At 64.5% G+C, this 14556-nt stretch carries 8 protein-coding genes and 4 pseudogenes; 1 reads left to right on the top strand and 11 read right to left on the bottom strand.

Annotated features, from left to right (window positions below; genetic code table 11):
• The first annotated feature begins 195 nt into the window (after positions 1 to 195).
• Complete coding sequence (locus BMZ19_RS11385; protein WP_090310968.1) at positions 196 to 2607, top strand: sensor domain-containing diguanylate cyclase; 2412 nt, start codon at positions 196 to 198, stop codon at positions 2605 to 2607.
• A gap of 131 nt (positions 2608 to 2738) precedes the next feature.
• Here BMZ19_RS11385 and cheZ read toward each other — a convergent pair whose 3' ends face one another.
• The 11 genes and pseudogenes from cheZ to BMZ19_RS11340 form a co-directional block, all read right to left on the bottom strand.
• Positions 2739 to 3422 carry a protein phosphatase CheZ gene (gene cheZ / locus BMZ19_RS11380; RefSeq protein ID WP_090310966.1) on the bottom strand — a complete coding sequence of 228 codons (684 nt, stop codon included), beginning with the start codon at positions 3420 to 3422 and terminating at the stop codon, positions 2739 to 2741.
• 24 nt (positions 3423 to 3446) lie between these two features.
• Entirely contained in the window at positions 3447 to 3836 is a 390-nt protein-coding gene (cheY, locus tag BMZ19_RS11375; RefSeq protein WP_090310963.1) for a chemotaxis response regulator CheY, read from the bottom strand.
• A 115-nt stretch (positions 3837 to 3951) separates the two neighbouring features.
• Entirely contained in the window at positions 3952 to 5655 is a 1704-nt protein-coding gene (locus tag BMZ19_RS11370; RefSeq protein WP_090310961.1) for a methyl-accepting chemotaxis protein, read from the bottom strand.
• Between the two features lie 31 nt (positions 5656 to 5686).
• Positions 5687 to 6748 (bottom strand): protein-glutamate methylesterase/protein-glutamine glutaminase, encoded by a 1062-nt coding sequence (locus tag BMZ19_RS11365; RefSeq protein ID WP_090310959.1) that lies wholly within the window; start codon positions 6746 to 6748, stop codon positions 5687 to 5689.
• A 144-nt stretch (positions 6749 to 6892) separates the two neighbouring features.
• Positions 6893 to 7756: a CheR family methyltransferase gene (locus BMZ19_RS11360; RefSeq protein ID WP_090310957.1), complete on the bottom strand. Its 864-nt coding sequence runs from the start codon at positions 7754 to 7756 to the stop codon at positions 6893 to 6895.
• A 31-nt stretch (positions 7757 to 7787) separates the two neighbouring features.
• Positions 7788 to 8999, bottom strand: coding sequence for a methyl-accepting chemotaxis protein (locus BMZ19_RS22805; RefSeq protein WP_483153913.1), 1212 nt, complete (start codon positions 8997 to 8999; stop codon positions 7788 to 7790).
• Between the two features lie 174 nt (positions 9000 to 9173).
• Positions 9174 to 9503: pseudogene (locus BMZ19_RS22950) on the bottom strand (PAS domain-containing protein); the annotation flags it as partial.
• A gap of 323 nt (positions 9504 to 9826) precedes the next feature.
• Positions 9827 to 10555, bottom strand: a pseudogene (locus tag BMZ19_RS22900) (methyl-accepting chemotaxis protein); the annotation flags it as partial.
• Between the two features lie 444 nt (positions 10556 to 10999).
• Positions 11000 to 11347, bottom strand: a pseudogene (locus tag BMZ19_RS22895) (PAS domain-containing protein); the annotation flags it as partial.
• A gap of 219 nt (positions 11348 to 11566) precedes the next feature.
• Positions 11567 to 12478: pseudogene (locus BMZ19_RS11345) on the bottom strand (methyl-accepting chemotaxis protein); the annotation flags it as partial.
• A 314-nt stretch (positions 12479 to 12792) separates the two neighbouring features.
• The gene (locus BMZ19_RS11340) at positions 12793 to 14439 is read right to left on the bottom strand and encodes a methyl-accepting chemotaxis protein (protein ID WP_090310952.1); all 1647 of its coding nucleotides are present in this window, start codon (positions 14437 to 14439) and stop codon (positions 12793 to 12795) included.
• Positions 14440 to 14556: the final 117 nt, after the last annotated feature.

Below are 14556 nucleotides of genomic sequence, written 5' to 3'. Positions count from 1 at the left end.
GGCGAGATCGGCGCGCCGGACAACCACTCCAAGAGGACCGACGGAAACCCGTCAAAATCCATAATTCCTATTAACATCAATGGCTTGATGCCATAATTCCATCACAAATTCAGCGACCGACGCCGACTCCACCCCGCATGGTCGAGCCTGTTGGCTCATACCAGCCTGCTTCACCCCGGAAAGGACGCCCGAAGATTGACCAGAGATAACAATAAAATCGTCTCCCACCCCGTTCGCCAGCGCTTCCTGCCCGCCCTGCTGGTTCTGCTGCTGGCCATCGCCTGCCTCAGCCTGATCCTCAACCAACTGCACCTGCGCCACGAGCAGACCTTGCATGACCACTTCGAGGCGGAAACCACGGGCATGACGGCCGCCATCCACTGGCACATGAGCGCCTATGCCCAGACGCTGCACGGCGCTGCCGGACTGTTCTCGGCATCGGGCGAGGTGACCCGGGCAGGCTGGAAACGCTATGTCGAACAGCTGAACCTCGATCAGGTCTACGGGGGCATCCAAGGCGTCGGCTACAGCCAGTACATCCCCGCCGCAAATCTCGACGCTCACCAGCAGACCGTCCGCGGCCAGGGCTTCCCGGACTATCGGGTCACCCCTGCGGGTAAGCGGGAGTCCTACAGCAGCATCGTCTATCTCGAACCTTTCAGCGGGCGCAACCTGCGCGCCTTCGGTTACGACATGTTGTCCGAACCGGTCCGCCGCGCCGCCATGGAGCGGGCTCGCGACACCGGCGCGGTGGCCTTTTCCGGCAAGGTCACTCTGATGCAGGAAACCGACCAGGACATCCAGGCCGGCATCCTCGCCTACTACCCGGTGTATGCGCAGGGCGTGTTCCCCAGGACGGTCCGGCAGCGCCGCGAGGTCCTGCTCGGCTGGACCTACAGCCCCTACCGGATGAGCGACATGATCGAGGCCATACTCAAAGATCGGCTGGCGAGCATCGATCTGGAGATCTTCGATAGCGCGGAGCGCCTGGACGCCGCAACGCTGCTGTACGACAGCCGGGGCTCGGCCGACCGACGCGATGAACCGCCGCGCTTCGCCAAGCTCGCTCGTCTGCAGCTCGAAGGCGGGCGCACCTGGACGTTGCGCTACAGCGCCCTGCGCAGCTTCGACGCCAGCACCCGGCTCGCTCCGCCCTGGGCAGAGTTCGCCGCCGTCTTCATCATCAGCCTGCTGTTGTGCGGCCTCACCTGGGCGCTGATCAACACCCGACGCCGGGCCGACCTGATCGCAGATGAAATGACCACCTCGCTGCGCGAGAGCCAGCGCGAGTTCCGCGGGCTCAGCGAGCGCCTGGCCGGGGTGATCTGGGGCACCAACATCGGCACCTGGGAATGGGACGTTGCAACCGGCAACATCATATGCAACGCGCGCTGGGCGGAAATCGTCGGCCATACGCTCGACGACCTGTCGCCGATTCGCGTCGACACCTGGAGACGACTCGTCCACCCCGACGACCTGAAGCGCTCCGACGCAGAGCTGGAGCGCGGCTTTCGCCAGGAAAGCGACCTCTACGAATGCGAGGTCCGCATGCGTCACAAGGACGGCCGCTGGGTCTGGGTGCTGGACCGCGGCCGCGTCCTCGAGTGGGACGCCGACGACAGGCCCCTGCGGATGTCCGGTACGCACCAGGACATCACCGCACGCAAGGAAACGGAAGTCCGCCTGCAACTGGCGGCCAGCGTGTTCAGCCACGCACGCGAAGGCATCATCATTACCGACAGTGCCGGCTTCATTCTCGACGCCAACCAACCCTTCACCCAGATCACCGGCTACAGCCGGCAAGAAGCCTTGGGCCGGCCTGCGTGGCTACTGCATGCCGGACGCCAACCCGAGGCATTCTTCCAGACGCTGCGCCAGGCCGCCGCAGACACCGGCCACTGGTCCGGCGAGACCTGGAACCGCCACAAAAGCGGCGAGATCTATGTGGCACTGCTGACGATCAGTGCGGTCAAGGAAGACACGGGCGCGATACAGAACTACGTGGCGCTGTTCAACGACATCACGCCGATGAAGGCACGGCAGAAGCAGCTTGAGCACATCGCCTACCACGACGCCCTGACCGGCCTGCCGAACCGTCTGCTGCTCGCCGACCGCATGCAGCAGGCAATGGCGATGGCAGACCGGAACCGCCAGCATCTGGCGGTGATCTATCTGGACCTCGACGGCTTCAAGGAAGTCAACGACAGCCATGGCCACGACGCCGGCGACGAACTCCTGGCCATCGTCGCGCAACGCATGAAGGCAGGCCTGCGCGAGATCGATACCCTGGCGCGCATCGGGGGCGACGAATTCGTCGCCATACTGGCGGGGCTGGAGCGCACCCAGGACTGCGAGAGCGTACTGGAACGGCTGCTGCGCGCGGTCGCAGAGCCCATCATGGCCACCGGGGTGGCCCTGCAGGTTTCCGCCAGCATTGGTGCCACCTTCTATCCACAGCCAGGCGTCGATGCCGAGCAGTTGCTGCAGCAGGCCGACCAGGCCATGTACCGGGCGAAATACGCTGGCAAGAACTGTTTCCAGCTGTTCCACTCCACCACGCCGCCGAGGCGCCTCCTGCCGAAGGTCATGGAGAGCCAGCTCTCTTGAGGTGACTGGCCGGCAGGTGAGCTGGCCAGCGGCTCGAACCGGCGAAGCCCTCCGGGCGCCGCACGCCTGGCGGCGCACACCCTGCCATATGGACGAAAGTCACCGGGAGTGCCGGTGCGGCACTCCAGACTTCAGAACCCCAGCTGGTCGAGCAGATCGTCGACCTGATCCTGATTGACCACCGCGTCGCCGGCGGTCGGCTTGATCTGCGGGCCGTTGAGCAGGCTCTTCGGCTTCTCCGGCTCCCACTCGCTCTCGGCCAGACGCTTGAGGATGATCGCCTCGCTGCCCTCCGGAACGCTCTCGATCAGTACCTGGATCAGCTGGTGCTCGATCTCGCGGATCACCTCGTTCATCTTCTTGATGACCTGGCCGGTGAGATCCTGGAAATCCTGCGCCATGAGGATTTCCATCAGCTCGCGCTGGGTCGCCTGAGTCTGACGCGGCACTTCGGCCAGATAGGCACGGGTGTCGCCGACCAGCTCGCGCGCCTGATCCAGTTCGATGGGGTTTTCAAACCAGGCCTGCCAACGCTTGTCCAGTTCGCCGGCACCCTGCGCCAGGCCATCCTGCAGCGGCTGGGCGCGGTCGATGGCGTTGAGCGCCCGCTCGGCAGCCTGCTCGGTCATCGACGCCACATAGGTGAGGCGATCGCGGGCGTCGGGAATCGCCTCGGCCGCCTTCTCGATCTCCTTGTCCAAACCGAGCTCGCGCATGCTGTCACGCAGCATGCGCGTCAGCTGACCGATGCGCTGAATCAGTTCGTCCGGGGCAACGTCCCAGTTGCTTGCCGCTTGCTTCGCGTCACCGCTCATGAGCCTGTCTCCTCGGGGCGTTCATTATTTGCCCAGCTTCTCAAAGATCTTGTTCAGTTTTTCTTCCAGGATCGCCGCAGTGAACGGCTTGACGACATAGCCGTTGGCTCCGGCCTGAGCCGCCGCGATGATGTTTTCCTTCTTCGCCTCAGCGGTCACCATCAGCACCGGCAGGTGCTTGAGGTTGTCGTCGGCACGGATCTGCTTGAGCATGTCCAGACCATCGAGGTTGGGCATGTTCCAGTCGGACACCACGAACTCGAACTTGCCCGAGCGCAGCTTGTTGAGGGCATCCTGGCCGTCCTCGGCTTCCTCCACGTTGGTGAAGCCCAGCTCCTTGAGCAAACTCCGCACGATCCGACGCATGGTCGGAAAGTCGTCCACAACCAGCATGCTCATGTTCTTGTCGGCCATTTGTATCCTCTCGATCTGGATGGCAGGTAAATGATCGGCAGCCCCGCAGGGCATGTAGGGAGGGCGTGCCAGGCGCCCTCGTTATCAACCGGTTGCAGGGCAGCAGCCCCGCGACTCAAAACGACTCCCACTGCTCCTCGGCGGCCGCAACGGGACGCTTGCGCTGCGCCTCGGCCTGCACCTGCGGCGGCCGGGGCGACAGGCCGCGCGCGCCAGCATCGGCGCGCGGCGCAGCCATCTGGCGGGACGTCTCACCGGACAGGCGGAACACTTCCACCGCACCCTCCAGATTGTGAGCCTGATCGGCCAGGGAGGCGGAGGCAGCGGAAGCCTCCTGCACCAGCGCGGCGTTCTGCTGGGTGACTTCGTCCATCTGCGCGATGGCGGTGTTGACCTGGGCGATGCCGGCGCTCTGCTCCTGGGAAGCTGCGGAAATTTCGTCGATGATGTCAGTGACCCGGCGTACCGCGCCGACCACCTCGCCGATGGTCTTGCCGGCCTGGTCGACCAGCTGCGAGCCGTCTCGCACTCGGCGCGTCGAGTCCTCGATCAGCGCCTTGATTTCACGCGCCGCCTCGGCACAGCGTCCGGCCAGATTGCGCACTTCGCCAGCCACCACGGCAAAACCGCGCCCCTGGTCGCCAGCGCGCGCGGCCTCGACCGAGGCGTTCAGTGCCAGGATATTGGTCTGGAAAGCGATCGAGTCGATCACTCCGATGATGTTGGCGATCTGTTGCGAGCTGTCGGTAATCTGCTGCATGGTCTCGACGACTCGCCCGACCACTTCGCGCCCCTCACCGGCGGTACTCGACGCGTCGTTGGCCAGCGCACTGGCTTGCCGCGCGTTGTCGGCATTCTGTTTCACGGTGGCAGTCAACTGCTCCATGCTCGCCGCAGTTTCCTCCAGCGAGGCCGCCTGTTGCTCGGTACGCGAAGAAAGATCGGCGTTGCCGCCGGCGATCTGCTGGGCCCCCACGAGGATCGAGCTGCTGCCTTCCCGCACGCTGCCCACGATTCTGGCCAGGCTTTCCTGCATGTCGCGCATGGCCGCCAGCAGCTGGCCCACTTCATTACGGGAGCGGATCTCGATCGGCTGCGACAGGTCGGCCTTGGCCAGACGCTGCAGGTGGCCGGCGGCCTCCGCCAGCGGCTGGACGATCACCCGTTGCAGGCCGTAGCGCACCGCGATCAGGATAGCCAGCGCCGCGCCGAGCAGGCCCAGCGCGATCATACTGAACATACGGTGCATGTCTTCGTAGTCCGCGAGCAGGCCGTCCATCTTCTCAGCATTGTGGTTGAGATAGAGCCGCAACGCATCTTCGTAGCCGCTGGCCATAGACGCCTGCTGCTCATTGAGCCTGGCATAGCCTTGCAGATCGCCCTCCTCGAGGGCCTGGATCTGCTGATCGAGAAGATCCAGCAACGGTGCGAAAGCGGCTGCCAACGCGTCGATCAGCGGCTTCTCCGGCGCGCCCTCGGGCACCTCGCGATATGCCTCGTACATTTCACGCGCACTGCCCGAGCTGACACGCATCGACTGCAGCTTGACGCCCTTGTCGCCTTCACTGGCGAAACGTTTGGCCCGCAGGGCCTCGCTGTAGGCATCGGCGCTGACGATTATCTTCAGGCGCTCGATATTCGCCTGGTTGACCAGGTCGACCTGGCGCACAGCCACCCGGTCGATCTCCAGAACGGTAGTCAGCCCTTTCACACCACCGGTGTAACCCAGCGCACTCATCACGACCAGCAATACGGCAAACAGCACCAGTGTGGCAGTGAGGGCACCCTTGATACTTATACGATTGAGAAAACTCTGCATGGCTGGACCTTGTTATTTTTTTTCGAATGACTCAAACACGCTGTGCCCGCCCGGAGGCGGCCACCTGCTTGAGAATCCGCTCGGCCATCTGGTCGAGGGAAACCACTTCGCATGCCCCGCCCAGGGCTATACCCTCGCGCGGCATGCCGAACACCACGCAACTGGCCTCGTCCTGCGCGAAGGTAAAGGCGCCGGCCTGGCGCATTTCCAGCAGGCCACGGGCTCCGTCCTTGCCCATGCCGGTGAGCAACGCACCGATGGCGTTGCGCCCGGCACATTCCGCCGCCGAACGGAACAGCACGTCCACCGAAGGACGGTGACGGTTGACCGGCGGACCGTCATCCAGGCGGGCGACATAGTTGGCACCGCTGCGTACCAGCTTGAGGTGTGCAGTGCCCGGGGCGATGTAGGCATGCCCCGGCAGGATGCGTTCGCCGTCCTCGGCCTCCTTGACGGCGATATTGCACAACCGGTCCAGCCGCTCGGCGAAAGACTTGGTGAAGCCACCCGGCATGTGCTGGGCGATGAGGATCGCCGGGCTGTTGGCCGGCAGCGGCTCGAGTACCGCGCGAATCGCCTCGGTGCCGCCGGTGGAAGCGCCGATGATCACCAACTTCTCGCTGGAGATCAGCGGCGCCGTGAGCACCGCCGGACGCGGCGCACTGGAGGGCGCAGCCTGACGGGGGCGCGAGCGGGCGGCGGCGCGGATCTTGTCGGCGATCAGCTCGCTGTAGTCGAGCATGCCGTGGCGGATCCCCATCTGCGGCTTGGCGATGAAATCCAGCGCACCCAGTTCCAGCGCGCGCAGGGTGACTTCCGAGCCGGCCTGGGTCAGCGACGACACCATCAGTACCGGCATCGGCCGCAGGCGCATCAGGCGGTCAAGGAAGTCGAGGCCGTCCATACGCGGCATTTCCACGTCCAGGGTCAGCACGTCGGGGTTGTGCTGCTTGATCAGATCGCGCGCCACCAGCGGATCGGCGGCCACCGCCACCACCTCCATGTCCGGCTGCGAGTTGACGATCTCGCGCAGCAGGTCACGTATCAGCGCCGAATCGTCGACACACAGGACCTTGATCTTGGGAACACTCAAGCTGCTCTCCTTCGCGTTCTGTTCACTGGCCAGCCCGGGGACTGCTCCCCTCGCCCAGCCATGTGTGAGAGGGCAAAGCTGCCCTCGGCAGGCAGCCGCGATGTATTTTTCATCGGCATATCAGGTCTTATCGGCCGCACCGCTTCAGTCTTTAGGCCTGGCAGCGCTGCTCAGGGTGTACACCGTCTGCCCGCGCAGCACGAAGTCGTCGCTGATATAGGAAAAACTTTCCGAATGCCCGGTGATCAGCAGGCCATCCGGCTTCAGATAGGAGACGAAGTGCTTGAGGATCTTCGCCTGACTCGGCTTGTCGAAATAAATCATGATGTTTCGGCAGAAGATCGCGTCGAACGGCCCACTGATCTTCCACTGGGCGTCATGCAGGTTCAGCTGATGAAACTCGACCATGCCCATCAACTCCTGGCGTGCCCGCGCCAGGCCGACGCGCTCGCCACTGCCGCGCAGGAAGAAGCGGCGCGCCCGCTCCTCGCCCATTTCCAGCACCTGCTTGAGCGGATAGACACCGGTCCTGGCCTTGGCCAGGGCATCGGTGTCGATATCCGTGGCGATGACCCGCGACTGACTGGCCAGTTGCGGACCGAGTGCCTCGCACAGGGTCATGGCAATCGAGTACGGCTCCTCGCCAGTAGAAGCTGCGGCACACCAGACGCGCACCGGCTCGCGCCGGCCGGCGACATGGGCGGCCAGCAGCGGGAAGTGATGCGCCTCGCGGAAGAACGCAGTCAGGTTGGTGGTCAGCGCATTGGTGAACGCCTCCCACTCCCGCGCGCCGGGCTGGCGCGCGAGACGCTCGAGGTACTCACCGAAATCACTCATGCCGTGCAGGCGTAGTCGCTTGGCCAGACGGCTGTAGACCATCTCGCGCTTGTTGTCGGTCAGAACGATGCCAGCTCGTTCGTAGATCAGCTGGCAGATGCGGCGAAAATCCGCATCGGTCAGGTTCAGATCATGTCCAAAGGCAATTCCCGCAGCGACGTCGGCGTTCATCGGTATGCTCCAGACCTATTCCCTGTAGTGGTCAAAACTCGCTCCACTCCTCGACAGCGCGGGCTTCGCGACGCGCTGACGGATTGCTGGATACTGGAGTGGCAGCCGCCGGACTGCGCAACTCGACGCCGCGCTCGCGGCGCGGAGCGGTGGAGTGCCCAGCTGCCTGCGTATTGCGCAGCCGGAACACCCCCATGGTGCGCAGGGCATCGGCCAGGTGACCTTCGAGATCGGCCGACGCACGCGCCGCCGTCTGCACCAGACCGGCATTGCGCTGGGTGACGTCATCCATCTGCGCCACGGCCTGGTTGACCTGGGCGATGCCACCGCTCTGCTCATCCGAGGCAGCCGCGATTTCACCCATGATGTCGTTGACCTTGGTCACCGCCGCGACCACGCCCTCGATGCTTTGCTCGGCGCGCTGCACCAGTTGAGCACCCTCGTCGATCTGTCGCGAGGAGCTGACGATCAGCCCGCGGATCTCCTTCGAGGCCTCGGCCGAACGGCTGGCCAGGTTGCGCACCTCGCTGGCCACCACGGCAAAGCCGCGGCCCTGATCGCCGGCGCGCGCCGCCTCGACCGAGGCATTGAGGGCGAGGATGTTGGTCTGGAAGGCAATCGAATCGATGACGTTGATGATCTCGGTCATCTTGCGCGAGGTGGCAGTGATCTGGCCCATGGTGCCGACCACCTGCCCCATCACCTCACCACTTTCACGCACGGTGCCGGATGCATCGCCGGCCAGCTGGCTGGCATGTCGGGCATTGCCGGCGTTTTGCTGCACGGTGGCGGTCAGCTCATCCATGCTCGCCGCGGTTTGCTGCAGCGAGGCGGCCTGCTGCTCGGTGCGGGCAGACAGCTCGGTGTTGCCATGGCTAATCCCCTCCACCGCGAGCGACAGCGAGTTGACGCTCTGATTCACGTCGCGAGCGATGCTGGTCACGCTGTTGCGAATCGCGCCCTGGAAGCGGATCAGCTCGGCCATCTCGGTGAGATGCCCCTGGGCCGGCTGGGCATCCAGGTTGCCAGCGGCCAGCTGCGCCATGTAGTCGACAGAACGGTGCAGGGAGCGCTGCAGGCTACCGCAGGTGCGCAGCATCATGACCATCATCGACAGGCAGATCAGGGTCAAGACGCCGGCTTCGAGGGTGACGCCCAGGCTCGCGCCGCTCATCAGCGCCACGGCCAGTTCGAAGCCGTTGTCGATCAGCAGGAGCACCGAGGCGAGCATGAGCAGCCACACTCGCGCCCGCAGGGAGTCCGGCCGCAGGCGTTGCAGCCAGCCGCGCGGCCCACGGCGGACCAAGCGACCGCGGTCGAGGCCCAGATGCTTGCCGCGCCCCTCGCGGATGCTCCTGTAGGCCAGAGTAGCCGCATCGACCTCGGCTCGAGACGGCTTCGAGCGCACCGAGGTATAGCCGACCACGCGTCCCTCCTCGATGGTCGGCGTGACGTTGGCGAGAACCCAGTAATGATCGCCGCTCTTGCGCCGGTTCATCACCAGGCCGTTCCAGGCATGGCCCTGCTGGATGGTTTCCCACAGATTGGCAAAGGCCACCGGCGGCATGTCCGGGTGGCGCACCAGGTTGTGGTTGGCGCCATGCAGTTCTTCCCACGAGTAGCCGCTGACAGTGATGAAGGCCGGGTTGGCATACACGATGCGACCCTTGAGGTCGGTACGCGAAATCAGGAAATCGTCTTCCTTCAGTTCGTACTCGCGCTGGGTTACCGGCTGGTTGTTACGCATACAGACTTGCTCCGCACATCAGGCAGACCGGCTTCTTGCCGGCGTTGTTATGTATCGACAGACCGGGGTGGCGAGACCCCGTAGCGGTCTGCAGTAAATCGCAAGCAAAGACTTTCCATGTGAAAATCTCTCTTTAGATCAAAATCTTAGAAATCACTCCACTCCTCGACCGGACGAGCGTCTGGACGCTTCGCCGCCTTGTTGTTGTGCGGTTGGGGTGGAGTTGTTGCCGACACCGAGCGCTGCGCCGGAGCCAAGGCCACCTGCTGACCATCCATCTTGAATACCCCCATGGTGCGCAGAGCATCGGCCAGGTGACCTTCGAGATCGGCCGACGCCTGTGCCGCACGCTGCACCAAGCCGGCATTGCGCTGGGTCACGTCGTCCATCTGCGCCACGGCCTGGTTGACCTGGGCGATGCCGCCGCTCTGCTCGTCCGAGGCAGCGGCGATCTCACCCATGATGTCGTTGACCTTGGTCACCGCTGCGACTACACCTTCGATGCTCTGCTCGGCGCGCAGGACCAACTGGGCGCCCTCGTCGATCTGTCGCGAGGAGCTGACGATCAGTTCGCGAATTTCCTTCGAGGCCTCGGCCGAACGGCTGGCCAGGTTGCGCACCTCGCTGGCCACCACGGCAAAGCCTCGACCCTGTTCGCCGGCGCGCGCCGCCTCGACCGAGGCATTGAGGGCGAGGATGTTGGTCTGGAAGGCAATCGAATCGATCACGTTGATGATCTCGGTCATCTTGCGCGAGGTCGCGGTGATCTGACCCATGGTGCCGACAACCTGCCCCATCACCTCGCCACTCTCGCGCACCGTGCTCGACGCATCGCCGGCCAGTTGGCTGGCATGCCGAGCATTGCCGGCGTTCTGCTGTACGGTGGCGGTCAGCTCTTCCATGCTCGCCGCGGTCTGCTGCAGCGAGGCGGCCTGCTGCTCGGTACGCGAGGACAACTCCTCGTTGCCGCGGGAGATGTCCTCCACCGCAACCGCCAACGAGGCAACACTGTTGTTCACGTCGATCGAGATACCGCGCACGCTTCTGCGCAGGGCCTCCTGAAAGCGCATCAGCAGGCCGATCTCGCTGATCCGGCTGTGACTCAGGTGGACATCGAGATTGCCCGCGGCCAATTGCGCCATGTAGTCGGCCGATGCCTCGAGACCACGCAGCAATACCCGTCCTGCGCGGTGGGTCATGACCAGCAACAGCACACCGAGCACGGCCATCACCGCTTCCGCCATCATCTCCAGGCCGGCGCCACCCTCGAGATACTTGGTCACCCCGGACACGCTATTGCCGGCCACCATCAGCACGGCAATCAGCTGGATCACGGTGAAGCGAAAGCGCATGGAGGAAGTCTGCAGGCGTGACAGCCAGCCACCCGGACCGCGGCGCACCAGGCTGCCGCGATTGAGCCCGAACTGATTGCCGCGCCCTTCGCGAATCAGCCGGTAGGCCTCGCTGGCCGTTTCTACCTCGCTGCGGGTGGCCTTGCGGCGAATCGAGGTATAGCCGACCACCTGACCATCCTCCATGGTCGGCGTGACGTTGGCGCGCACCCAATAATGGTCGCCGTTCTTGCGCCGGTTCATCACCAGACCGTTCCAGGAATGGCCGTCCTTGATGGTCTCCCACAGGTTGGCGAAGGCTACCGGCGGCATGTCAGGATGGCGCACCAGATTGTGGTTGGCGCCACGCAACTCCTCCCAGGAGTATCCACTGACCCGGATAAAGGTCGGGTTGGCGTAGGTGATCCTGCCCTGGAGATCGGTACGCGAAATCAGGAAGGTGTCATCCGCCAACTCATACTCGCGCTGCGTGACCGGCTGGTTGTTGCGCATACTGATTCTCCATGGGTGTGACAGGCTTTTTATTCTTGTGGGGCTGTCAAGGCTGTTTTCGGGTTAGAACGTCTGCCAGTCATCATCCGCATTCGACGGTTTGGCTGCGGCTTGCGGCGCGGCAGGACGAACCTTCACGCTCACTTCACGCTCGGCACTCTCGTACTGTTGCCTGGCCCAGGAATCGGCTACCGGCAGTCGCGCTGCCGGGCGATGTGCCTGCTCATGGGCGATGTGGAACGCCTCCACCGCCTCGCGCAGGCGCTGGGCCTCGACTACCAGTTCGCCCGCCGAACGGGCGGAGTCCTGCACCAGGCCGGCGTTCTGCTGGGTCACCTGATCCATCTGCGTCACCGCCCGATTGACCAGGCCGATGCCGTTGCTCTGCTCCTGCGAGGCGGCGGCGATCTCGTCCATGATGTCGGCGACCTTCTGCACCGCCTCGACGATTTCCTCCATGGCGCTGCCGGCCTGGCCGACCAGGCTGCTGCCGGTCTCGACCCGCGCCACCGACTCGCCGATCAGCGTGCGGATGTCCTTGGCTGCGTCGGCGCTACGGCTGGCCAGGCTGCGCACCTCACCGGCCACCACCGCGAAACCGCGCCCCTGCTCGCCGGCCCGAGCCGCTTCGACCGAGGCGTTGAGGGCAAGGATGTTGGTCTGGAAGGCGATCGAGTCGATCAACTTGATGATTTCGGCAACCTTGTGCGAGCTGCTGCTGATCTCGCCCATGGTGCTGACCACCTCGTTGACCACCTCACCGCCGCGCTGTGCGGCGCGTGCGGCGGTAGCCGCCAGTTGGCTTGCCTGGCGCGCGTTGTCGGCGTTCTGGCCGACGGTGGCGGTCAGTTGCTCCATGCTCGAGGCAGTGTCCTCCAGTGAGGCGGCCTGCTCGATGGTGCGCGAGGACAAGTTGCGGTTGCCCTCGGCAATTTCCTGGGCACCGTCGTGGATCAGCTGGCTGCTGTCGCGCACGGTGCCGACGGTGGCCGCCAGGCGCTGCTGGATATGGGCCAGCGAGGTGAACAACTGACCGATCTCGTTGGTGCTGCCGGATTCGATGGACTCGGCGAGGTTGCCGGAGGCGATCTGCTCGCAATGCGCCACGACCCGATGCAGCGGACGGATCACGTTACGGTTCACGCCCCAGACCACCGCGACGATACTCAACGCCGACACCAATAGGACCAGGGCGATCACCCAGCGCACCGCCAGGGCGAAATCGGCGAAAGCCTGCGACTGGCCACCCTGCTGGAGCCCCGCGATGGTCTGCTCGGCGAAACCCATGCTGTACAGCCCCAGGACACTCAGGACGCACACCAGTACGGCAAACAGCCCCAGTACCAGATTCCAGCTCAGTCGAACCGTCATGTTGTTCAGTAGTTTCACCTTGCTCTCCTTTCCCAGGTGCCAGCCGCATGCGGGCAGGCCTCGCCATCAACCCGTCAAACCCAGGCAGCCTCGCTCTGCTCGGCATGCGCCGGGCGCTCGAACGACGCGCTGCCGCGCTCACTGGCCGGCACACGTGAACGTTCGCCGCCACTGCTATCGTCGATCACGAAGCGCACCACGTGCTGATTCAGGCGCACGCTCTGCTGGCTCAGACGCTGCGCGGCATGCGCGCCGTCCTGCACCATGCCGGCGTTGCGCTGGGTCATCTGATCCATCTGCGCCACCGCAACGCTGATCTGTTCGATGCCGCTGCTCTGCTCGGCCGAGGCAGAGGAGATCTCGCCGATCAGGGTGTTGAGGCGACCCATGTCGGTCACCATGCTGCGAATGACTTCGCCGGTCTGGCGTACCCGTTCGTTGCCGGTGCGCACCTGACCGCCGGAGCCGTCGATCAGCCCCTTGATCTCGTGGGCCGCCGAGGCCGAGCGACTGGCCAGCTTGCGTACCTCGCCAGCCACGACGGCAAACCCGCGACCCTGCTCGCCGGCCCGCGCCGCCTCGACCGAGGCGTTGAGGGCGAGGATGTTGGTCTGGAAAGCGATCGAGTCGATGGTGTCGACGATGCTCGACATCTGACTGGCGCTGGACTGGATCGCCAGCATGGCGTCTACCACCTGCTCCATGGCCGTGCCGCCCTTGCGCGCATTTTCGGCACAGTTGGAGGCCAGACGGCGAGCCTGGTCGGCGCTCTCGGCGTTTTGCCGCACGGTGGCGGTCAGTTGCTCCATGGTCGAGGCAGTTTCCGCCAGCGCCGCGGCCTGCTGCTCGGTGCGCGCGGCCAGCTCGGCATTGCTGGAGCTGATCGCATGGGCCTCGTCCTGCACCTCATGGGCGCTCTGACTGATGTCGCCGATGGTGCGTGCGAGCGACTCGCGCATCCGGTTCATCTCGGCCAGCAAGCTCTGCGTATCGCCCGGCTGCAGTATCGGCGCCTGGTTCAGCTCGCCCTCGGCAATCTGCCGGGCCACGGCCACTGCGTAGCGCGGATCGCCGCCCAGGCGCCGCAGCAGGTCGCGGATCACCCAGCCCATCAGCAGGGTCAGCGGCAGGCCGACCAGCAGCAGGCCGAAACCGGACTGCAGCAGTCGTTTCATGAACATCTGGTTGATGTCGGCAATGTAGGTGCCGGTGCCGATGTACCAACCCCAGGGTTCGAAAGCGCGCACGTAGGAGCGCTTGTTCTCCAACTCGGCACCACTGGAATGCGCCCAACGGTAGTCGACGAAGGCACGATCGCCGGCCTTCTTGACCGCCTCGGCCATCTCGACGAACAGCTGGCGACCGTCGGCATCCTTGAAGTCTTCAACCGGTGTACTGGCCGGGATCGTCGGGTGGGCGACGACAAAGCTGTCGTCGAAGACGAAGAAATAGCCGCGGCCGTCGTCGTAGCGCATGCTCTTGATCAGTTCGCTGGCATACAGCTGGCCGCCCTCCAGACTCATGCCGCCGCGCTGGACCTGGGCCGCTACGTCACGGATCACCGAGCGGGCGATCTCGATCTGGCTCTCCACCTTGGCCTTGCGTTCTTCGAACAGAACACTGCGGGTCAGCCAGGCGCTCCAGAACATCAACACCAGCATGGCCAGCCAGGCCGCTATCAGGGTTGCCCACAGTTTTTGGCTTGTCGTCAAATTTCGCATCCCATGAAACCCCGTAATTTATAATTTACGCTTATGGCTTGCCGACGAGCGGTCACTAACCGTCCCCACCGCTACTTCCTCTATCGGCAATCCGGGGTTGAACTTTGGCTGCCCCGC

It is taken from the genome of Pseudomonas linyingensis (genome assembly GCF_900109175.1).
GTDB lineage: Bacteria > Pseudomonadota > Gammaproteobacteria > Pseudomonadales > Pseudomonadaceae > Geopseudomonas > Geopseudomonas linyingensis.
The sequence above is the reverse complement of the archived record's forward strand: the minus strand, read 5'-3'. Positions and strand labels throughout refer to the sequence as shown.